We start from the raw sequence: 21050 nt of genomic DNA on the forward strand, positions 1-21050 counted from the left end.
GTGGGTTTCAGCACATAATCAGCAAACCGTCGAGAGTGGTGTTCGCCACATTTTTGGCGACGAAACACAACTGCCTTCACGGCGTAACTTCGCGATTTTATTGCGGGCCGAATGCCCTTTCGCCGAAGAATCGTCCGTGAATGCGGCTCGCGCCCTTAAAGACTGACGATTCCAGCGATTAGGTGCACTTAACGACTCGGTGCGAGAACTCCTAAGGAGAAGTTAAGTAATCGACTTCGCCGCGAGATTCAGCGCTTCACGGGCACAGTGTTGCGGCGGCGCGCACCAGCGCCGCCTGGTGCAGTGCATCCGCCTGCCCGGTCGCGAAGACACCGAAGACGCTGCGCGCCACCCGTTCCGCGCAGTCCGGCGCGCTCAACTGCACCCGCCGCGCGGCCATCTGGTCCACGATCTCTCCATTCACCCGGTCGATGATCGGCCGCACCGACGCCAGGTCCGCCGGCGCACCCGGCACCGCCGCCGGATCGAACCGCCACCGCATCATCAACCCGCGCTGCACGGTCTTGTTGGCCTCGATCTGACCCGAAAACACCTGCCTGATCCAGGTTTCCGGCAACTCGCGTTCCGCACCGAGCCGCGCCATCGCGTCGTAGACCTGGGCCTCGCGCGCCGGATCGTCGATGGCCGGCTCGGTGCCGGACGCTGCCCCGGCCTTCCACTTCACCGCCGCCACCGTGTCGCCCGTGTCGAGCCGTTCGAGCACCAGCGCGACCAAGCGATCCAGCGACTCGTCGCCGGGAGCCGCGCCCGCGCTAACCGGCGACATGAGCAGCGCCGCCGACACCACCATCAACAACACAAGCCGCATGTCCTGACCTCCTGAGATCACTCGAACGGCACCGGGTCATCGACTCAGACTAGGCACGTCGGTCAAGCCGAATCAGCAACGTGTCCGTCGATATGTGAACTCGGCCACATACACCCGCTCGTACTCGGTGTGTCGGGTTCGGTCCTGTCACGCTGTGACAACGAAACCGTGACGGTTTCGCAGGCTTTTTCGCGCGACGTGCCCGTGCCCACGAAATCGACTGGGACCAAGAGGATGTGAGTTCCCATGACCGTCACCGGCTTGTTCACGTGGCTCGGCGGTGGTCAGCACGGCGAAGTCGCTTACCGCCACGAGCGCACCGGATATGCCGTCACCGGAGCGGTGGTGCTGCTGTTCGCGACCGTGTCCGGCGTGATCACGGCCCTTGCCTTGGCCTCGACCGGTACCTGGGCGCTGCTCGCGATACTTGCGGTGACACTGGTGGTCGCGGCGCTCACCGGCGCGATCGCACGGGCCGTCGTCACCGCCCGCCCGCAGGGTGGACCGGATCGGCTCGGCCTGCTCGCCCGCATCGCCGTCGCGGTGCTCACGGGTGGGCTGATCGCGGAACTGGCCGCCATCGTGGTCTTCGGCGGCAGCGTCGACCGGACCCTCGACGAGCGGGCCCAGCGCTCGGTCGCCGCCGCACCACAGGTAGTCACCGCCCGCGCCGACCTGGACCGGGCACGCGCCGACCGGACCGCGCTCGATCAGTCGATTGCCAAGGCGCAGGCCGATATCGACCGCGCGCTGGTGATCGCCCGCTGCGAGTTCAACCCGAGCCCGGAATGCCCGCAGACCCGGATCACGAATGTGCCCGGCCGCGGCCCGGAAGCGCAGACCGCCAACGACATGCTCGACGACGCCCGCAAGCAGCTCGCCGCGACGCAGGGCCGGGTCGATGTCCTCGACCAGCGGATCGCAGGCGAGGAAAAGGCCGTGGCGACAGCCGAATCGGCGGCCTTCGCCGGCGCCGACCGTGGTCTCGGCGCGCGCTGGCAGGCCATGAACGACTACACCACGCACCACGCGGGCGCGCTGCCGCTGCGCATCCTCACCATCGTCGCGCTGATCGCACTGGCACTGCTGCCGCTGGTGCTGCGGTGGTGGCGCGGACAGACCTCGTTCGACCGGCGCAACGCCGCCCGCGACGTGCTGGATCGCGCCGAGCAGGAGGCCGAAACGGCCATCGCCGTCAAGCGGGCCGAGGTGCGCGCGGAGGCCGAGGCACTGCGCGCCGACCAACAACTCACCGCCGCCCGCCTTGCCGTCGAGGCCGACACGGCCATCGACCGGGAACGGCAGCGCACCAGGATCATCGCGGCGATCGGCGGCGTGGAGATCGGCATCTCCGAGCCGCCGCGCCAACTCCCAGCCGCACCGGCTGACCACCGAAAGGACAGCTCCGTGTCTGAAGGATTCGCGACGCCGAACCTGCCCGCCCCCGTCGCCTCCGGCGCACTCGCCCCGAACACCGGAGCGGGTGCACTGCGCCCGGCGCCCAAGACCGGTGGCGGCCTGGAACTTCCGCTGATCGGCACCGTTCCGTTCACCGACACCGCCGCCCGTTTCATCCGCCCGCTGGTGCCCTCGTTCGTGGCCAACGCTTTCGACACCGCGACGCACCCGCTGCGCACCGCGCGCCAGGCGTTCGAAGAGGTCGAGGAGATCACCTTCACGCTGCGCCGCACCCGCAAGGTCACCGTCGACACGCAGGACTCGCACGCACCGACCGGTTCCGGCCATCAGCTCACCCCCGGCGCCGACCCCTGGCATGCGCAGCGCATCGCCGCAACGGTCGTCGACGCGGACTACACGCAGCAGGATCCGCACTATTCGGCACTGACGCAGTCCACCGGGGCCAGGCCACACGATCTTTCGGCCGCCGAGCACCGAGACGAGCTCACCGGGCGCGGCACCCCCGAATTGCCGGGCCGCGGCCGACGCGAACTGCCGCGCGGGCACTGAGCACCCGCCGTGCGGACCGCTCGACGCGCTCGATCGGACCGGGACCGCACGGCCCCGCGCACCCGCACGCGCACCCTCCCGTGCGGGCGTAGCCTGCATCGCCTGCGCCGAGCATCGACAAGTTCGGCGGCCCGCCCGCGGCCGCTGCTCGATGCGCTCGGGCAGACGTGGACCTCCGGTCCGGCTCTGCGGGTGGGATCCGGCCTAGGCTTACGTCCCATGGCCCGCAGAGATCGTTCCTCCGCAGCGTTCGGGTCGCGGCTGCTCGGACCGATCGACGAGTCGTCCGGGATGCGGCGCATCCGGGTCCAGTTGCTGCTGACGATTCCGCTGCTGATCGCGAACTTCATCGGTGTCGCGGTGACGATCGCGCTGATCTGCTTCGTGCTGCCCGGCCCACCGGTCTTCACGCAGGACCTCGTGCTGCTGAATTTCGTCGCCGCCCCGCTGTACGGGGTGTTCGCGTTCGTGGTCGGTGCGTACTGGGGCACGATGAAGGGCCTGCGGAGCCTGCGGTGGGCCACCGAACCTGAGCAGGTCCCGACCGAATCGGAGCAGATCGCCGCGGCCGCGATGCCACGTCACCTGGTGCTGCAGCAGGCCGCCCTGTGGTTACTCGGCGCCGTGGTGCTGATGCCGTTCTATGCCATCACCGAGCCCGCGCTGATCCCCAAGTTCGTGCTCGGCATCGGCTTCAGTGCGATCGTGGTCTGCGCCAACAGCTATCTGATCGCGGAGTTCGCGATGCGCGTCGTCACCGCGCGGGTGCTCGACGCGGCGCCGTCGCGACGCAGGCGTGGCATCGGTGTCCGCGGGCGCTCGCTGCTGGCCTGGATGCTCGGCGCCGGCGTGCCGGTGACGCTGTCGATGATCGTGGCGCTGTGGGCACTGGTCGACTCCTCGGTGAGCACCGCCCGGCTCGCGGTCTGTGTGCTGTCGCTCGGCGGGGCCACGCTGGTGTTCGGGCTGCTGCTGATGATGCAGACCGTGTCGGCGACCATCGCGCCGATCCGCGGGGTGCGGCGAGCGCTGCGCGAGGTCGAGGACGGTGATCTGAGCGTCGCCATCACCGTCTACGACGGCACCGAATTGGGCGAGCTGCAGAGCGGTTTCAACCACATGGTGGAGGGACTGCGCGAACGCGAACAGATCAGGGACCTGTTCGGCAAGCACGTCGGCCGAGAAGTCGCCGACGCAGCGCTGGCGGGCAATCCGACGCTCGGCGGGGTGGAAACCGATGCGGCGGCGTTGTTCATCGACATCGTCGGGTCGACGACGATGGCCGCGACGCTGCCCGCCGCCGAGATGGTCGCCATCCTCAACCGCTTCTTCGACATCGTGGTCGACGAGGTCGAACGGTACGGCGGGCTGCTCAACAAGTTCGAGGGTGATGCCGCCCTCGCGGTATTCGGCACGCCGGCAAAGCTTCCCGACGCGCCCGGCGCGGCGCTCGCCTGTGCCCGCGCGATCCGCAAGCGGCTCGACGACACTACCCACGACTTCATCGCCGCAATCGGTGTGGCCGCCGGACGGGTGGTGGCGGGCAATGTGGGTGCCCGCCAACGCTATGAGTTCACGGTGATCGGTGATGCGGTCAACGAGGCGGCGCGCCTCTGTGAAATGGCCAAGCAGGACGACCTGCTGCTGGTCTCCGCCAACACCGTCGAGGCCGCGGCGGCGACCGAGGCCGCGCACTGGAAGCTCGGCGAATCCGTCACCCTCCGTGGCCGCATCGCGACCACCCGGCTCGCCCGCCCCAGCGGCACCTGACCCTGTCGGTGCGTACCCGCCCCAGTTCCGGAGCGGGTGCGCACCAACGGGTTACGCGCGGGCGGCGCGGAACGCAAGCACGGCGGCGATCAGCAGGATCGACGCGGTGCCGAGCGCCGCGAAGTGCATGCCGGAGACGAACGCCTCGTGCACCGAGGTGAGGAAGGCGTTCGAGACCGACTGCGGCAGTTCGCGCGCGAAACCGGTGGCGGCGCCGAGAGATTCCGATGCCGCACCGATCCGGTCGTCGGGCACGTTGCTCAGGTCGAGGCCGTTGCGGAAGATGGCCATGACCACGCTGCCGAGGATGGCGACACCGAGCGCGATGCCGGTCTCGTAGGCGGTCTCCGACACGGCGGCGGCCGCACCGGCCCGCTCGGCAGGCGCCGAGCCGACCACCAGGTCCGCCGAAACCGTCAGCGCGACACCGACACCGGCGCCGATGAGCAGGAACCCGAGGATGAACGGCGTTGTGCTGGTCGCGACATCCGGGCTCAACCAGAGGAACAGCGCCGAGCCGACCGCGGCGACGGTCAGCCCGCCGCCGAGCGCCACACCCGGCCGCACCCGCTGGACCAGCCAGGCCGCCGCGAGCGACGCGACGACGCTGGCCGCCAGGCCGGGCAGCAGCAACAGACCGGCCTGCATCGGCGACTGACCGAGCACGAGCTGCAGGTACTGCGAGCCGAAGAACAGCACGCCCGCGAGCGCGAACACCGAGAGCAGGTTGGTCAGCACCGCGGTGCGGAACCTGGGCAGCGCGAACAACTTCAGGTCGAGCATCGGGTTCGCCAGCGTGCGCTGCCTGCGCACGAACAGCACGCCTGCGAGCACACCGACCGCCGCGATCAGCGCCATCGTCAGGCTGAGCCCGTGCGCCGCCGTCTCCTTCACCGCGTACACGACCGGCACCAGCGCGAGCATCGAGAGCGCCGCGCTCGGCAGATCGAATCGGCCGGGGTTCGGGTCACGGGATTCCGGAATCAGGAACGGGCCGAGTGCGATCAGCACCAGCATCACCGGCAGGTTCACCAGGAACACCGAGCCCCACCAGAAGTGCTCGAGCAGCCAGCCGCCGAGCAGCGGTCCCGCCGCGGCGCCGCCGCCTGCCATCGCGCTCCACACCGCGATGGCAACGGTCCGCTGCCGCGGGTCGAGGAACATCGAACGGATCAGGCCGAGCGTCGCAGGCATCAGCGTCGCACCGGCGACACCCTGCAGCACACGCGCGCCGATCAGCATTTCGGGCGACACCGCCCAGGCCGCGAGCAGTGAGGCGACGCCGAAGCCCGCCGCGCCGATGAGCAGCAGCCTGCGGCGGCCGATCCGGTCGCCGAGGTTGCCCATCATCACGAGCAGGCCTGCCAGCACGAACGAGTAGACGTCGATGATCCACAGCAGCTGCGGGGTGGTCGGCGCCAGGTCGGCGCTGATCGCGGGCACGGCCAGGTCGAGCACCGTCGCGTCGACCGCGAGCAGCAGCAGGGCGAGCGCGAGCACGGCCAGGCCCGCCCAGTCGCGCGCGGTGGCGCGGGGCGGGGTCTTCGTTGTCGGGGGGTGATTCGAGGTCTGGGTGTGGGTGGTCATTGCCTTCTCGACTTTCGTCGCGATCTTCCTACCGTCCAGACGGTACAGTACCAGACCTTACCGTCCAGCCGGTATAGTTGCGCAGGTGACGGCAACCACCCGCGACCGCATCCTGGACGCGCTCGAATCCCTGCTGCTGGACAAAGGACTGTCGCAAGTGACGTTGGAGAACGTCGCCGCAGCGGCAGGCGTCTCCAAAGGCGGGCTGCTCTATCACTTCAAGAGCAAGGACGCACTGCTCGCCGGACTGGTCAGACGGCTCACCGAACGCGCGAGCCAGCAGTTGGCCGACTCCATCGACCACGGCCACTCGGTCGCCGAGTGGTACCTGCAGACACCCAACCCGGACAACGCCGTTGAGGCGGTCGAGCTCGAGCTCTACCGGTCCATGCTGGCCACCATGCGCACCATCGACGCGGCGAAGGACGCACAGACCGACGAGGTGCAGCAGGCGCTCGTCGAGATGATGAGCTCGTGGTCCGACGGCCTGGACAAGGAGATCGACGACCCGGTGCAGGCCGACCTCGTCCGGCTCGTCGGCGACGGCGTCTACCTGCGTGCCCTGCTCGGCCTCCCGCCGATCGACCCCGCGCGCTATCGCGCAGTGGTCGGGCGTCTCCTGGATCGTTGAGCGACGGCTGACGTGCCACGCGGCGCGGCAGTCGCGTCCACAAGGCGGCTGCCACATAACTGAAGAAGGGCTTCCGTCCGCCGCGCCGGTTACACTCGGCCCGTGCTACCAGCCGCCGACCCGGCAGGTGCCGTCGGGGCGGGAGACGATCCGGTACCAGGGTCCCCTGGAACGACGGTGCCCGTCCGTCCGATGACCTTTCGCGAACTGCTCGACGTGCCGTTCGCGCTGGTCCAGGCGAACCTGCCAGCGCTGGCCGTGCTGAGTGCGGCGACCTTCGTGCTCGCCGAGCTGCTGGTTGTCGCGGTCACCGTTGGCGTCTCGTCCATGACCGACGGCTCGGACGCGGCCACCGCGTGGGCGGCGGTCCTGTCGACGGCCTGCTGTGCGTGGCTGATGCGGTTGGTGCTGCGCGGAACGACAGTGGCGATCGGGCTGGCGAGCATCGCGGGCGCACCGATCGGCTGGCGCGCCGCGCTCGGCAGGCTCGGCGCGCGGATCGGACCACTGCTGATCTTTCAGCTGCTCTACACCACCGTCGGCCTCGGCATCCTCGCCCTGTCCGTGCCGCTGATCATCACGTTTCCGTTCGGCGTTGTCTGGTTGGCCTGGCTGCGGGCCAAACGCTTCGTCGTGGTTCCGGTGGTGTTCGCCGAGCGCGCATCGCACCGGACCGCGGCCGCCCGCTCGAAACTGCTTGCCGCAGGGGCGGAATGGTCGGTGGTGGGGCTGTGGTTCGTGCAGCGCTTCCTGCTCGGCCTGCTGTGCGTTCCGCTGCTGGGGATTCCGTGGTACCTCTCCGACTTCTCCGGCACCCATCGGTGGCAGGTGATCGTGTTGCTCACCGGCGGTGCGCTGTTGATCGTCGCGTTCGGCGAGGTCGTCGAGGCGGCGACCAGGGTGGTGTCCTACGTCGACCGGCGGTGTCGCCGGGAAGGTGCGGACATCCGTATCCCCGGGCAGGAGCGGCGATGACCGGGCACGACGATCAGCAGACACCGGGACCGCCTCGCCTCGGCGCGGCCGCCGAGCACCGCGCGGCCGCCGAAAATGCCGCGCAGCAACAGGATTTCGACAGCGCGCTGCGCGAACGGTTCCGCGCGGTGCTGCGCGGGATGGAGCAGCGCGGCGTGCTCGAGGTGCGCCGGTCGCGCACCGCGCGGGAGACCGCCAATGATGCGAGCAGCGCGGTGCAGCCCGAGGTCGCCGCCGAATTGCGGCCCGCCGCTAACAGTTTCGACGAGGTCGTCTACGGCGGGCGCCGCGCCACCGAAGACGAGTATCGCAGGCTCGAACACGCCGACCAGTTCTCCGCCGCCGCGCCGCCGCCCGCAGCAGAACCGACGGACGTGACCGCGCCCGAGAAACCGCCTCGGGCCCGCAAGAAGCTGCCGGGCCTACCCGATCTGCTGCGCAACCCGAAGTTCTGGGCCACCCTCGCCGCCGTCGCCGCGTTCCTGCTCCTGTTCTATGCCGTGCTGCAGTCCTGCGGTGCGCCAACCGCGCCGACACCGATGCAACCACCCGACCTGCCGAACCAGCCGCCCGACATCGGTGAGCCCGACTTCGGGGCAGGCAGCGATGCGATCTGGGATCGGCTGCCCGCGCCGGTCTTCTTCGGCCTTGTGCAATTCCTGATCGCGGGCGCCGTGGTGGTGTGGTGGCGGGCGCGCCGCCGAGGCGCGCTGGTGCGCGAACCACGCCCGGTCGAGGTCGCCGCGAACGAGTTGCTCGCCGGGCAGGCGGGGCTGTATCGGCGGTCGAAGGACCATGAACATGTCGCAGGCAAGCTGCGCGCGGCCACGCTGCGCCGCATCCGCCCCGCCCTTGGGATGACCGCGGACACCCCGGCGGACCGGCTGGTCGCCGCGCTCGCCGCGCGCACCGGCGCCGACCCGAACCAGATCGGGATGGCGCTGTTCGGACCGGTTCCCGACGCCGAGACGCTGGAACTCGTTGCGGCACAGCTCGACTGGATCGACGCACACGACACGACGGCGCACCGCGCCGCGGTCTCGGATGCCGCCGTGCCCCGGATCCACCAGACACAGGCCCCCCGTCAGACACAGGAGACCCGATGACCAGCACCGCCGACGTCAACCACACGCCGACCGCCGCGGAGGCGAGCGCGGCGTTCGCGGCGTTGCGCACCGAGATCGGCAAGGCGGTGATCGGCAACGACAACGCGATCATGTACCTGGTGCTCGCGTTGCTGTGCCGCGGGCACGTGCTGCTCGAAGGTGTGCCCGGCGTGGCGAAGACGCTGTTGGTGCGCGCGTTGGCGACGGCACTGGATCTGGACCACACCAGGGTGCAGTTCACCCCCGACCTGATGCCGGGCGATGTCACCGGCTCGCAGATCTACGACCCGCACTCGGCGGAGTTCACCTTCCGGCACGGCCCGGTGTTCACCAATCTGCTGCTTGCCGACGAAATCAACCGCACCCCACCGAAAACCCAGTCGGCGCTGCTGGAATCGATGGAGGAGCGCCAGGTCTCGGTCGACGGCAAGCCGCGGCCGCTGCCCGATCCGTTCGTCGTGATCGCCACCCAGAACCCGATCGAGCAGGAGGGCACCTATCCGCTGCCGGAGGCGCAGCTGGATCGGTTCCTCTTCAAAGTCGACGTCGAATTGCCCGGCCGCGACGACGAATTCCGCATTCTGCAGCGGCACGCCGCAGGCTTCGACCCGCGCGACCTGGCCGCGGCCGGGCTGCGTCCAGTGGCAGGCCGGGCGCATATCGCGGCGGGGCGGGCCGCGATCGGCACGGTGACGATCAGCCCCGAGGTGCTCGCGTACACCGTCGACCTGTGCCGGGCCACCCGGATGTCCCCTGCGGTACAGCACGGCGCGTCCACCCGAGGCGCCACCGCGCTGATGGCGGCCGCGCGCGCCTACGCGTGGTTGACCGGGCGCGGCTTCGTCACCCCGGACGACGTCAAATCCGTTGCGGTCGTGGCGCTTCGGCATCGCCTGCAGTTGCGGCCCGAGGCGGAGCTGGACGGCGTGACCACCGAGGGCGTCATGTCGTCGCTGCTGCTTTCGGTCCCGGTTCCGGTCTAGTCCGTGGTCGTCACCGGTCGGCTTGCCGCGGCGGCGGGGTTGCTCGCGCTGCTCGTCACCTTTGTCATGCCGTCGTTGCTCGGGGTGCTGATCGCGACGGCGGTCCTCGCGGTAGGCCTGCTCTTCGACATCGGCTCGGTCGCCAGGGCACGTGATCTCACCCTGACCAGGGTGCCGCTGACGACGGTCCGGCTCGGCCGCGCCACCGAGGTGGAACTCGTCGCAACGAACACCGGATCCCGCACCATGCGCGGCGTCGTGTGGGACGACTGGCCGGGCAGCGCCAATGCCGAAAACCGCACGCACGACTTGGCTTTGGCGCCCGCCACGCTGGTCCGCTTCCGCACGACGCTGACGCCGACCTATCGCGGTGACCGCGTGGCAGGTCAGGTGACCGTCCGGCTGATCGGCCCGCTCGGCTTGGCCGGGACCCAGACCCGCCGTGCCGTCCCTGCCCGGGTCCGTGCGCTGCCCCCGTTCCGCAGCGAGCCCCTGATGCGCTCGAAAGTCAAACGCCTGCAACACCTCGAGGGCCGCAACGTGGCCAATCTGCGCGGCCAGGGCGCCGAGTTCGACTCGTTCCGCGAATACGTGGCAGGCGACGACGTGCGCGCCATCGACTGGCGGGCCACCGCCCGCGCCACCGACGTGCTCGTGCGCACCTGGCGCCCGGAACGCCACCGGCACATGCTGATGCTGCTCGACACCGGCCGGATCAGCGCGGGCCGCGTCGGTGACGGCACCCGCCTCGACGCCAGCATCGAGGCCGCGCTGCTGCTCGGCGGGCTCGCCGCGGCTGCGGGCGACTCGGTGGACCTGCTCGCCTACGACCGGGCGCCGCGCGCCGAGGTACGCGGCATCGGCGGAAAGAGCTTGCAGCTGAAGCTGATGCACGCGCTGGCTGGCATCACGCCCGCCCTGGTCGACACCGACAGCGCAGGCCTGGTGCGCGCCGCCATCCAGCGCACCCGCCGCCGCAGCCTGGTCGTCTGGTTCACCAGCCTGGACGGCGCCGCGGTGGCGGAGAACCTTCTCCCGGTGCTGCCGGTCCTGGCCCAGCGCCACCGCGTCCTCATCGTCTCGGTCACCGATCCCGACGTCGCCGCGGCCGCCGCGCGCCGTACCACCCGCGCCGACCTCTACCCCGCGGCGGCCGCCGAAACCGTCCTCGCCGAGCGCGCCCTTGTCCAGGAATCCTTGCGCCGCAAGGGCATCGCCGTGGTCGCCGCCTCCCCCGGCCACCTCCCTGAGGCCCTCGCCGACGAATACCTGGAACTCAAGCAGTCCGGCACCATGTAGGTCCGGACCGGAGACCACCGGCGGAACGCCCGCGGCGACGCCGACCGGAGCGCATGATGGAAGCCATGGCTGATCTCGCCTCGTTCGTCCGCGGCCTGCCCAAGGCCGAGTTGCACCTGCATCTGGAGGGGACGCTGGAGCCGGAGTTGAAGTTCCGGCTGGCCGAACGCAACGGGATCGCGCTGGCCGAGAAGTCGGTAGACGCGGTCAAGCAGACGTATCAGTTCCACGATCTGACCTCGTTTCTCCAGGTCTACTACCCGGCCATGCGGGTGCTCCAGGAGTCTGCGGACTTCCACGACCTGGCCTTCGACTATCTGACCAAGGCGCATGCGCAGGGCATCCGCCATGTCGAGATGTTCTTCGACCCGCAGGCGCACACCGGCCGCGGCGTCCCGTTCGCGACGGTGATCACCGGATATCGGTCGGCGATCGTGCAGGCCCGCCGCGAGTTCGGCATCTCGGCCGAGCTGATCCTCTGCTTCCTGCGCGACTATTCGGCGGAGTACGCGATGGCGACGTTGCTCGAGGCGCTGCCCTACCGCGACTGGATCATCGGTGTCGGGCTCGACTCGGACGAACGCGGGAACCCGCCGAGCAAGTTCGCGGCCGTCTTCGCCAGGGCCAGGCGCGAGGGTTTCCTGCTGACGATGCACTGCGATATCGACCAGCAAGACTCGATCGAACACATCAGGCAGGCGCTGGAGGACATCGTCGTCGACCGGCTCGACCACGGCACCAACATCGTCGAGGACGACCGGCTCGTCGATCTGGCCAAGTCCAAGGGCATCGCGCTCACCTGCTGCCCGGTCTCGAACTCGTTCGTCACCACCCAGATGAAGTCCGACGAGATCGTCGCCCTGCTGCACCGCGGCCTCACGGTGACCGTCAACAGCGACGACCCCGCGTACTTCGGCGCCTACGCGGCGGACAACTACCTGGCCCTTGCCGAGCACGCGGGCCTCGACATCGATCAGCTGGTGACGCTGGCGAAGAACTCGTTCCGCGCCTCGTGGATCACCCCGGCACGGCTCGACCTTTTCCTGCGCGAGATCGACGACTACGTCGCCGCCAACCGCTGAGAACAGTTGGCCCCGACCGCTACCAACCCGCCTGTGGCTGCAACGGCGCCATCGGCGCGACCGGAAAGACCGGGAACATCGGCGGCGGCAGCACCCGGCGTTGCCGCTCGGCGATGATCGCGCCGAGGATCTGCAACGGCGGATACTCCTGCGGCGGCGGCACCTGCAGCCGCGTGCACACCGCGACCACCAGCGCACTGCCGAGCTCGTGCTGTGCCGCCGGGGTGAGCGTGCGGAACCGGCTCAGGTACTGACGCACCGCGAGGGCAAGATCCTCGGGCAGCCCGGCCAGCTCCAACTGCGCCGACCACCCGGTGAGCCACGGCGGCGCGGTCGCGAGCAGCGGCGCAGGCAGCGCCCGCTGCGCGTGCACCACCACCGTGCCTGCCAGCACATCGCCGACGCGACGCGCGTTCGGCGAGCACAGCGAGGTGACCACCGCGACGGCGCCGAACGCGCCGAGCATCCAGAAGTCGACGATCGCACCGGCCAGCCCGCGGGTGAGCGCATGCCGGAAGTCGACGGGGCCGCCGTCGGCGCGCACCACCCGCAGCCCGAGCATCAGCTTGCCCAATGTCCGGCCACGCCACACGGTTTCGCACGTCACCGGATAACCGACGAGCACGCCGACGACGGTGATCAGCACGACCGCCTGCAACCACGCCGAATCCGCGCCTGCGGGCAGCATCATCGCGACGAACAAGAACAGCAGCATGAAGGCAAGCGTGCCCTGCACCAACACGTCGATCAGGAACGCGGTGGCTCTGGTGGGGATCCGCGCGATCGGCAGCTCGAGAGCGACCGCTTCGCCGGTGGTGAATTCAGCCATGTGGATAGCATTCTTCCGACCGGCGGTAGTGGGAGGCAAGCCAATGGATGTTGACGCGTACAGCTATGCACACCGGAGGGCCTGGGATCGACTCGATTACCTGGCCTCCCGGCGCAAACTCAGCGGCGAGGAGGCCGATGAGCTCGTCATGCTGTATCGGCGCACGTCCCAGCAGCTGGCCAGGTTGCAGTCGCACAGCCCTGACCCGGAACTCATCGCCGGCTTGAGCGCGCTGCTGGCGCGGGCGCGTGGCCGGGTGCTCGGCAGCAAGTCCGATGCCTGGCAGGAGATCGGCAGGTTCTGGACGCATGCCTTCCCTGCCGCGCTGTATCGGTCGTGGCCGTGGTGGGTCAGCGTGGCGGCGGTGTTCCTGCTGGTGTCCGCCGGGCTTGCGTTCTGGGTGGCGGAGTTCGATTCGGCGCGGAGGGTGCTCGGCATTCCGGCGGACACCAGCGACATCACCGGGCGTGGCGGCGCGTTCGAGTCCTATTACTCCGAGCATCCGCAGGGCGCGTTCGCCGCGCAGGTGTGGACGAACAACGCATGGGTGACCGCGATCGCGCTGTTCACCGGCGTGCTGATCCTGCCTGCGGTGTATCTGCTGTTCATGAATGCGCTGAATCTCGGCGTCTCCGCCGGGCTGATGGCCGAGGCGGGACGGCTGGATTCGTTCTTCGGTTTCATCCTGCCGCACGGCACGCTGGAGCTGACCGCGGTGTTCGTCGCGGGCGGCGCCGGGCTGAAACTTGGTTGGACGCTGATAGATCCGGGTCGGTTGAGCCGGGTGGAGGCGGTGGCCCGGCAGGGCAGGGCGACCGCGACGATCGCGCTCGGGTTGGTCGGGGTGCTGCTGGTGTGCGGCTGCATCGAGGGTTTCGTGACCCCGAGCGCCTTGCCCGCCCCGGTGCGGATCGCGATCGGGTTCACCGCGGAGGCGTTGTTCCTGGTCTATGTGTTCGGGGTGGGTCGCCGAGTGGTGTCGGAGCAAGCCGAACGGGCGCGGGGTGTGACGGGTGAGGTGGCACCGGAGGGTCCGCAGACAACCTTGGGCATCCGCTGAGCAGAGTGCGTTCGGACAATCGACAGCAACGCCGAGTCACGGTTTGGTTTCGACTTCCCCATTTGAGTTCCGCTGGCCGCAGCGAGTCGTGCTCAGCTGCGGCCAGCGTTGCCGTTGACTCTACACAATCGTTATGCCGATGCAACCCTCGTCGCTCGTGTCAAGCGTATAAAGCAGCGCTTCAGCAAACCCATGTGGGTGCATCATTTTTCACTCTCCCAGCTAACTTGTGGCTGCCGCCGCGGCGACCGATTCGATCACTCCACGAGTCGGCGATCGAGGGAATCCGCAGGTCCACCCATATCCACTCGGGGATGTAACAAACATTCTCAAAGCGATTTGCTGCCATGCCAACGTAGATCTCTCCATGGCACGGCTACGTAGGCCTCTACCTGCGCGTTCACCTCTACAAAACGGGATAGCTGGATGATGGATGTTTCAAAAGCAACCTGAGGTTTGTTTACGACGCAATTAACACGATGCAGACCTGTTAGGACTGCCCGAAGACATGCATGTGTCGTGTGAGAATCGGAAATAACCAGACACACAAAGGTCGCCCGCGCTGAGGTTTGCCAGGCGCCGTTCAGCACCTCGACCGCAACCTCGCGCAGGGGTGTGATCTTCGCCTCACTTGGCCTCGGGATGCGGCGAAAGCCGCGAAATCGACAGGGCGGCAACCTGTCCCCAAACTAGACACGCCGTTGCAACACGCCGAGGCGTTGCGCGCACGCTCCGAAACCGCAGGCGCAGCGGTTATCACGGAGCCTGCCGCGCCGACGCCACATAGCCATCCGGGCCACCGGTGTTAACGTCCTCGACGCCCGTCCACAGGCTGGGAGTCACCGGTAGTCCACCGCTGTGCACAGCATCAGCACACCCTGTTGGCGCCGCGGATGCCCGCGCTCGGTGGGATCGATGTCCACACCTGGGTACGGCGGCATCATCCACAAAGGCGACGGTGCATCAACAGGTTTCGCGCACAGCCTCGCCTACCGCCACAACGCGCATCCACAGCCGTAAGCCAGGCCCTTCGGAGTCGTCTGTGCCGCAATGCTCGAGGTCGGACCGGCAACGCACAGGTGAACGGCACTCGGCCATCCCGAAACAACACACAGCACCATCCACAGGTGAAATGCGCTGCTGCGCAGCCAAGCGCGCCGCACTATCGCGCCCACACGGCGGCGAATCAGCGGTGGCAGCGGCGCATCGCTCCTCGAGCAGCGCACAGATTTATCCACAGGCGCTCGCCTGTGTACAAACCGTGAACTCGATTGAGCGGCACGGACATCCACCCGCCGTGCCGCGAGATACCGACAACCGCACCCGGACTGGGAACTCCCACCGGTCTCAGCCGATGCGCAGGATTCCGGTGATCGTGCCCTGCAGCACGTGACCACCATGGGTGATCAAGGGCGAGGTCTGCAGCGGGTCGGCGACGATGGTGCCCGGCAGCGGGTGGCTCGCGCTGACCGCACCGGTCACCGGATCGACCACGGTGAACGCATAACCATCCGCCGGAGTGGTATTCGCGGGCCCGAGTCTGGTCACGGTGTAGACCGCACCATCGGCGGTGGACAGATGCGGAACCGCCGCGCTGCGCACCGTGTTCTCCCACACCGGACGACAACCGGCGTCATCCACATCCACCCGGGTCATGCCGCCGAGGAACGGCGCGGTCGGCGGCACGGCAGGCCCCGCGCCCTCCGGCACGGCCGGATACGGATACCCGTAGGTGCTCGCGACGACGATCGACCGGCCGACGCCGATCGGCGAATTCTCGCTCCCGGCACCGCCCTTCGCCAGCACCGGCTGCGTGCACACCAATTGCCCGTTTCCCGAACGGAACACGAGCGCGTTGACCTGGCCGTCCGCGTTGTCGACGATGGTCAGATAGTCGGCGCCGGTGCGCGGCCCGAAGTAGGTCGGTGTCGAGCCGGTGCCCCAGCTGAGCTGACCCGGCTTCCGCGCCGAGCCACGCGCGTAGGCCGCCCGCCAGAGCACCTCGGGCCGACTCGACGCATCGGCGTGTAACTCGTAGAGCGCGTGTGTGGTGGCGACCGCGATCCGCCCGCTCGGCGCCGCCGAAATACTGTTCGCCACTTGCTCTCCGGCGGGCAAGGCCAGGGTGGCCGCCTGCCCGGACGGTCCGACCAGTCCGACAACGCCATTGCCGGTCGCGAACCAGACGTTTCCCGACCAATCCGGCACCAGCCCGGTCACGTTGTCGCCCACCGGAATCACCGCGGACAGCTCGGCGACCGCCGTACTCACCAATCGCCACGCGCCCGCAGCGTCCCGCTCGTGCCCGATGCGGAGCAGCCGGTTGTTGCCGTCCACGACGACGAGCCGATCCTGATTGTCCAGGTAGGCGTACACGCCACCGAGCAAGCTGCCCTTTGCCAGCGGCAGTGTGGCCAGTGGATGCCCGATCGGTGCCGAGTCTGCGGGATCGATCAGGTACACGATCGGCGCCTGGCCAACGATCGCCGTGCACAGTGCGACCGCCAGATTGTCCGAGCCCTCCAGCAGGGTCGGGCATGCCGCGGCCAGCGGATACCCGGTGACCGACACGGCGCGCGTATCCGGCCCGGCGAGCGGCGTGGCATCCGACGATCCGGCGTCCCCGTGCATCGTCGCGGTGCCGATCGGCCCGAGATGTGGGTTGGGCGGCGCCAGCGGCCCCCAATCCCCTGTCGCTCCGGCAGGCCCGGCGGTGCACAGCGCCGTCACACAGGCGGCCAGCAGAATCAAAGGTGTACGCACAGCATTCTTTCGGGTCGGCAACACAGCATCCGATCGAACCGAAACGAACGCTCGCGGCACAGTATTCGAAACGTTGATGATCCAAATTCCGGCGGCTCGGTGGCTACGATGGCGCCATGAACGGTGTGCGCGCTCGCATGTTCTCCACGCTGGCCGGTCAACTCGGCAATCCACACGGCGTGCTCGGCAAGGGGGTGGCCTTCGTCCTCAACCGCGGCAACAAGCGCGCCATCGAGGCTGCCGTGACGGCCACCGCGCTCACCACCGGCGCGAGTGCCGCCGACATCGGATTCGGTGGGGGCGCGGGGCTTTCGCTGCTGCTCGCGCAGGTCGGCGACACCGGCGTCGTGCACGGCATCGAGATCTCGCCGGACATGCTGGCCCGGGCCCGTACCAAGCACGCCGAGGAGATCGCGAACGATCGCCTGCGCCTGACCGAGGGCTCGCTCACCGCCCTGCCGTTGCGCGACAACAGCCTCGACGCCGCGATCACCGTCAACACCGTGTATTTCGTGCCCGACCTCGACGCCGCCTGCGCCGAACTCGCCAGGGTGGTGCGGCCGGGCGGGCGCCTGGTGATCGGCATCGGCGACCCGGACACGATGGCGACATTGCCGTTCACCGCCTACGGTTTCACGCTCCGCCCGGTCGCGGACGTCATTGCCGCGCTGGAGAAGGCCGGCTGCACGGTCGACCACCAGCAACTGCCACAGCCACCGATCCCGCATCATCTGCTGGTTGCTACGCCCGGGTGACCACGCCGGTCACATCAGTGCGCCGCCGTCGATCCGGATCTCCGTCCCGGTCATGTAGCGCCCGTCCTCCGAGGCGACCATCGCGACCACGCCTGCGATGTCCTCCGGACTGCCGAGCGCACCACCGTTGAGCCACCCGGTCATCCGGGAGAACAGCTTCGGGTCGAAGCCTTCCGGCTGTTGCAGAATCGATTTCGTGGTGATGCCGCTGGTGATGCCCGCGGGCACGATGTTCACCGCGCGCAACCCCTGCTTGGCGTATTCCAGCGCGATCGCGTGCGTGAAGGCGTTCACGCCGCCCTTGGACGCCGCGTAGGCCGCGAGATAGGGCGCGGCGCTGAAGGCCGCGGTCGACGAAAGGTTCACCACCACCCCGTGTCCGGTGTCGACCAGCGCGGGCAGCGCGGCCTGGGTCACCAGGAAGGTGCCGGTGAGGTTGACCCCGATCACCTGATTCCACGCCTCGAGCGGCATCTCGTGGGTACGCGCCGGGCGCAGGATGCCTGCCGCGTTCACCAGCACGTCGAGTCCGCCGAGGAAGTCGAGCGCCGTATCGAGCGCCGTGCGGACCGAGGCCTGGTCCGCGACGTTCACCGCGACCGTCCGCAGTCGGTCGGCGGCGTCACCCGCCTTTTCCGCGGTGGTCGCCAGGCCGGGCTCGTCGATGTCCGCGGCGACCAGCTGGGCGCCTTCGTCGAGCAGCCGGAGGGCGATGCCTTGCCCGATGCCGGAGCCTGCTCCCGTCACCACCACGCGGCGGCCGTCATATCTGCGCATGCCAAGAATTAGAACAGGTTCTTATTGTGTGCGCAGCCGGTTCCAGTACCTCATTCTCCGAACATCAAACTGCAACACGTTCTAGTCTGAGGAGATGCCGAACGATGCGTTTCAACCGGCCACGCTCGGGCCGATTCGGCTGCGCAACCGAATCATCAAGGCCGCCACGTTCGAGGGACGCACCCCGGACGCGTTGGTCACCGACGCACTCATCGACTTCCACCGCAAGGTCGCCGAGGGCGGCGCAGCACTGACCACGGTCGCCTACTGCGCGGTCGCGCCCGAAGGCAGGACCGATCGGCACCAGATCTGGATGCGTCCCGAGGCCGTCCCCGGACTGCGCAGGCTCGCCGACGCGGTGCACGAGGCGGGCGGTGCGGTCTCCGCTCAGCTCGGCCACGCCGGCCCGGTCGCGAACGCGGCCTCCAATCGCGCGACCGCGCTCGCACCGAACAGGCAGTTCAGTCCACTCAGCCTGCGGATCACCCGGTCGGCAACCCGCGCCGACCTCCGACGGATCGTCACCGCGCACGCGGATGCGGCCCGGATCGCGGTCGAGGCCGGATTCGACGCCGTTGAACTGCATTTCGGGCACAACTATCTGATCAGCTCGTTCCTCAGCCCGGCATTGAACAAACGCACGGACGAATACGGCGGCACACTGGCGAACCGGGCCCGGCTGGCCAGGCAGACCGCGGATGCGGTGCGCACGGCGGTCGGCGACCGCATCGCGGTGCTCGCGAAGTTCAACATGGACGACGGGGTGCGCGGCGGCTTCCGCGTCGATGAAAGCCTGTCCGTCGCACAGTGGCTCGCGCAGGACGGCGCGCTGGACGCGCTGGAACTCACCGTCGGCAGCTCGCTGCTGAACCCGATGTACCTGTTCCGCGGCGAGGTGCCGTTGCACGAGTTCGCCGCGCAGTTCCCGCCGCCGCAGCGCTGGGGCATTCGTTTGTTCGGTCGCCGATTCCTGCGCAGCTATCCGTATCACGAGGCCTATCTGCTCGATACCGCGCTGCGCTTCCGCGCCGAGCTCGCGCTGCCGCTGGTGCTGCTAGGCGGGATCGCCTCGCGTGCCGCGGTGGACACCGCGATGGCCAACGGGTTCGAGTACGTCGCCATGGCCCGCGCGCTGTTGCACGAGCCGGGACTGGTCAACCGAATGCGCGCGGACGCGGCCGCCGAAACTCGGTGCACCCATTGCAATCGCTGCATGCCGACGATCTATCAGGGCACGCGGTGTGTATTGACCACGCCGGTATCCGATTCGGCGGCAACGACATAGCACCGCGAACAGCGAGAAGGCCCGATCCTGGTGGACCGGGCCTTCTCTCGGATTACGTCGGCATCACGCCGAACGGCCGTATTGCCTGTCGATCAGAAACCGCGCTTGGCCTTGACCTCGGCGGTCAGCTTCGGGCCAGCGATATCGAGCCACTGCTGCATCTCGGGCGAACCTTCGTCGGAGATTGCGCCGACAGCCGCCGTATTACAGCCACCCGCCGGAACTCCGTTGAACCGGTCCTGCAGCCAATTGAATGTCCCCGGCACCGAGAAGAAGGCCTGGGTGTAGGACTCACCGACGGTGATGTGGCGATAGGTGATCTTCGCGTCGGGGTCCTGGCAATAGCCGTTCACCAATCGGTCGGTCGCATAGGCGGGCACGATCCAGTCACCGGCCGACTGGAAAATGTACACCGGCATGTCCGGAGTCGAATGCCCCAAACGCACCTTGTCGAAAATCTGCGACGGCAGCGGCTCACGCGTGAAGTCCGGCGTGTCGAACAGCCCCTTGATGTTCAGCGCGGGGAACAGCGATACCGACCAGCCCTGGCAGACGTTGCTGTGCACGGACCGCAGCCCCTGGCCGAGCGGGTTCATATGCTGATCCAGGTACTGCTGCAGTTCGGGATATTCGCGACTCACGCCGACGACGCCGGTGAAAACCGTACCGGCCACCGCACCATTGTTCTGATAGTTGACCATCTCACGCAGATCTGACAGCGTCGAGCCGGAAACAACGCCGGCGACTTTCAGGTCGGGCGCGTAGGACGCGCGCTGTTCGGCGGCGTGCATGGTCGGAATGGAACCGCCCGAGTCACCCCAGAAGGCGATCTTCGTGTCGCGACCGGGCAGGTTCATCGGCTTGAAATCTTGTGTCGCACGGGCGGCATCGAGGGTGATCCGACCCGACAGCGGGCCCGCGGCGAACGCGGACAGCAAACCCTCGTGGTCCGGAATCGACACTGCCCAGCCCTTGGTGACTGCGTAAAGGGCAATGGGGAGCATGAAGTTCGGGCCGATCGTGCCCGCGTAGTTCGGCGGGAGCGCCAGCACCTGAGTGGTGTAGGACGGCGCGCAGTGCGCCGCGACGGCGTCCTCCGGCACCTGGAAGGAGAACAGGTTGGTCGGGCTGCCACCGCGCGGCTTCATCACCGTCGTCACCGCGGCGATCGGCTCGTCCTTGCTGTTCGTGGAACGGAACGACAGCTGCCATGCATCAACGTCCGGCTGAATAAGCGACTCGAACGCAGGGCGAACTTCGCGGGCGGCAATGATCTCACCCGGCTGCTTGTTGATAAACGCGTCCAGCGGCGGATTCAGAAAACGCTGATCCTCCGCAGGCATTGCCGGCG

At 68.4% G+C, this 21050-nt stretch carries 17 protein-coding genes; 11 read left to right on the forward strand and 6 right to left on the reverse strand.

Annotated elements, in window-relative coordinates:
- Positions 1-256 precede the first annotated feature (256 nt).
- Positions 257-829 (reverse strand): gamma subclass chorismate mutase AroQ, encoded by a 573-nt coding sequence (gene aroQ / locus NA11_RS29575; RefSeq protein ID WP_084655182.1) that lies wholly within the window; start codon positions 827-829, stop codon positions 257-259.
- 246 nt (positions 830-1075) lie between these two features.
- On the opposite strand from aroQ, the gene NA11_RS29580 reads away from it, so the two are divergent.
- Together NA11_RS29580 and NA11_RS29585 are read left to right on the forward strand one after the other, a co-directional pair.
- Positions 1076-2797, forward strand: coding sequence for a DUF4407 domain-containing protein (locus NA11_RS29580; RefSeq protein ID WP_069165315.1), 1722 nt, complete (start codon positions 1076-1078; stop codon positions 2795-2797).
- Positions 2798-3016: 219 nt separating this feature from the next.
- Positions 3017-4567, forward strand: a complete 1551-nt coding sequence (locus NA11_RS29585; RefSeq protein ID WP_069165316.1) for an adenylate/guanylate cyclase domain-containing protein — start codon at positions 3017-3019, stop codon at positions 4565-4567.
- 51 nt (positions 4568-4618) lie between these two features.
- On the opposite strand, the gene NA11_RS29590 is transcribed toward NA11_RS29585, so the two are convergent.
- Positions 4619-6154 carry an MFS transporter gene (locus NA11_RS29590; protein ID WP_069165317.1) on the reverse strand — a complete coding sequence of 512 codons (1536 nt, stop codon included), beginning with the start codon at positions 6152-6154 and terminating at the stop codon, positions 4619-4621.
- 85 nt (positions 6155-6239) lie between these two features.
- Here NA11_RS29590 and NA11_RS29595 point away from each other — a divergent pair, with 85 nt between their 5' ends.
- The 6 genes from NA11_RS29595 (at position 6240) to add (ending at position 12230) form a co-directional block, all read left to right on the forward strand.
- Positions 6240-6785: a TetR/AcrR family transcriptional regulator gene (locus tag NA11_RS29595; protein ID WP_069165318.1), complete on the forward strand. Its 546-nt coding sequence runs from the start codon at positions 6240-6242 to the stop codon at positions 6783-6785.
- A gap of 192 nt (positions 6786-6977) precedes the next feature.
- A complete protein-coding gene (locus tag NA11_RS29600; RefSeq protein ID WP_069165319.1) occupies positions 6978-7760 on the forward strand; it encodes a hypothetical protein in 783 nt (260 codons plus the stop codon).
- The gene (locus tag NA11_RS29605) at positions 7757-8866 is read left to right on the forward strand and encodes a DUF4129 domain-containing protein (protein WP_084655183.1); all 1110 of its coding nucleotides are present in this window, start codon (positions 7757-7759) and stop codon (positions 8864-8866) included. Before NA11_RS29600 ends, NA11_RS29605 begins: the two co-directional genes overlap by 4 nt.
- Positions 8863-9849, forward strand: coding sequence for an AAA family ATPase (locus NA11_RS29610; RefSeq protein WP_069165320.1), 987 nt, complete (start codon positions 8863-8865; stop codon positions 9847-9849). The genes NA11_RS29605 and NA11_RS29610 overlap by 4 nt, the downstream gene beginning before the upstream one ends.
- Before the next feature lie 3 nt (positions 9850-9852).
- Complete coding sequence (locus tag NA11_RS29615; RefSeq protein ID WP_069165321.1) at positions 9853-11148, forward strand: DUF58 domain-containing protein; 1296 nt, start codon at positions 9853-9855, stop codon at positions 11146-11148.
- Positions 11149-11213: 65 nt separating this feature from the next.
- On the forward strand, positions 11214-12230 hold the full coding sequence (add, locus tag NA11_RS29620; protein ID WP_069165343.1) for an adenosine deaminase: 1017 nt from the start codon (positions 11214-11216) through the stop codon (positions 12228-12230).
- Between the two features lie 19 nt (positions 12231-12249).
- Here the strand turns inward: add and NA11_RS29625 are convergent, their stop codons facing one another.
- Positions 12250-13059: an RDD family protein gene (locus NA11_RS29625; RefSeq protein ID WP_069165322.1), complete on the reverse strand. Its 810-nt coding sequence runs from the start codon at positions 13057-13059 to the stop codon at positions 12250-12252.
- 43 nt (positions 13060-13102) lie between these two features.
- Between NA11_RS29625 and NA11_RS29630 the strand changes: the two genes are divergently transcribed.
- Complete coding sequence (locus tag NA11_RS29630; protein ID WP_069165323.1) at positions 13103-14119, forward strand: stage II sporulation protein M; 1017 nt, start codon at positions 13103-13105, stop codon at positions 14117-14119.
- 1347 nt (positions 14120-15466) lie between these two features.
- Here the strand turns inward: NA11_RS29630 and NA11_RS29635 are convergent.
- Positions 15467-16882, reverse strand: a complete 1416-nt coding sequence (locus NA11_RS29635) for a hypothetical protein (RefSeq protein ID WP_084655184.1) — start codon at positions 16880-16882, stop codon at positions 15467-15469.
- A 116-nt stretch (positions 16883-16998) separates the two neighbouring features.
- Between NA11_RS29635 and NA11_RS29640 the strand changes: the two genes are divergently transcribed.
- The gene (locus NA11_RS29640) at positions 16999-17637 is read left to right on the forward strand and encodes a class I SAM-dependent methyltransferase (protein ID WP_069165324.1); all 639 of its coding nucleotides are present in this window, start codon (positions 16999-17001) and stop codon (positions 17635-17637) included.
- Between the two features lie 9 nt (positions 17638-17646).
- On the opposite strand, the gene NA11_RS29645 is transcribed toward NA11_RS29640, so the two are convergent.
- Positions 17647-18414, reverse strand: coding sequence for an SDR family NAD(P)-dependent oxidoreductase (locus NA11_RS29645; RefSeq protein ID WP_069165325.1), 768 nt, complete (start codon positions 18412-18414; stop codon positions 17647-17649).
- Between the two features lie 94 nt (positions 18415-18508).
- On the opposite strand from NA11_RS29645, the gene NA11_RS29650 reads away from it, so the two are divergent.
- Complete coding sequence (locus NA11_RS29650) at positions 18509-19699, forward strand: NADH:flavin oxidoreductase (RefSeq protein WP_069165326.1); 1191 nt, start codon at positions 18509-18511, stop codon at positions 19697-19699.
- A gap of 92 nt (positions 19700-19791) precedes the next feature.
- Here the strand turns inward: NA11_RS29650 and NA11_RS29655 are convergent, their stop codons facing one another.
- Positions 19792-21042: a lipase family protein gene (locus NA11_RS29655; protein ID WP_167837762.1), complete on the reverse strand. Its 1251-nt coding sequence runs from the start codon at positions 21040-21042 to the stop codon at positions 19792-19794.
- Positions 21043-21050: the final 8 nt, after the last annotated feature.

The sequence above is a fragment of the Nocardia altamirensis NBRC 108246 genome (assembly GCF_001612685.1).
Classification (GTDB): domain Bacteria; phylum Actinomycetota; class Actinomycetes; order Mycobacteriales; family Mycobacteriaceae; genus Nocardia; species Nocardia altamirensis.

What these genes read in the sequence shown, in the direction of transcription:
- aroQ (WP_084655182.1), bottom strand. Translation starts at nt 829, where the DNA reads ATGCGGCTTGTGTTGTTGATGGTGGTGTCGGCGGCGCTGCTCATGTCG.
- NA11_RS29580 (WP_069165315.1), top strand. Translation starts at nt 1,076, where the DNA reads ATGACCGTCACCGGCTTGTTCACGTGGCTCGGCGGTGGTCAGCACGGC.
- NA11_RS29585 (WP_069165316.1), top strand. Translation starts at nt 3,017, where the DNA reads ATGGCCCGCAGAGATCGTTCCTCCGCAGCGTTCGGGTCGCGGCTGCTC.
- NA11_RS29590 (WP_069165317.1), bottom strand. Translation starts at nt 6,154, where the DNA reads ATGACCACCCACACCCAGACCTCGAATCACCCCCCGACAACGAAGACC.
- NA11_RS29600 (WP_069165319.1), top strand. Translation starts at nt 6,978, where the DNA reads ATGACCTTTCGCGAACTGCTCGACGTGCCGTTCGCGCTGGTCCAGGCG.
- NA11_RS29605 (WP_084655183.1), top strand. Translation starts at nt 7,757, where the DNA reads ATGACCGGGCACGACGATCAGCAGACACCGGGACCGCCTCGCCTCGGC.
- NA11_RS29610 (WP_069165320.1), top strand. Translation starts at nt 8,863, where the DNA reads ATGACCAGCACCGCCGACGTCAACCACACGCCGACCGCCGCGGAGGCG.
- add (WP_069165343.1), top strand. Translation starts at nt 11,214, where the DNA reads ATGGCTGATCTCGCCTCGTTCGTCCGCGGCCTGCCCAAGGCCGAGTTG.
- NA11_RS29625 (WP_069165322.1), bottom strand. Translation starts at nt 13,059, where the DNA reads ATGGCTGAATTCACCACCGGCGAAGCGGTCGCTCTCGAGCTGCCGATC.
- NA11_RS29630 (WP_069165323.1), top strand. Translation starts at nt 13,103, where the DNA reads ATGGATGTTGACGCGTACAGCTATGCACACCGGAGGGCCTGGGATCGA.
- NA11_RS29640 (WP_069165324.1), top strand. Translation starts at nt 16,999, where the DNA reads ATGAACGGTGTGCGCGCTCGCATGTTCTCCACGCTGGCCGGTCAACTC.
- NA11_RS29645 (WP_069165325.1), bottom strand. Translation starts at nt 18,414, where the DNA reads ATGCGCAGATATGACGGCCGCCGCGTGGTGGTGACGGGAGCAGGCTCC.
- NA11_RS29650 (WP_069165326.1), top strand. Translation starts at nt 18,509, where the DNA reads ATGCCGAACGATGCGTTTCAACCGGCCACGCTCGGGCCGATTCGGCTG.
- NA11_RS29655 (WP_167837762.1), bottom strand. Translation starts at nt 21,042, where the DNA reads ATGCCTGCGGAGGATCAGCGTTTTCTGAATCCGCCGCTGGACGCGTTT.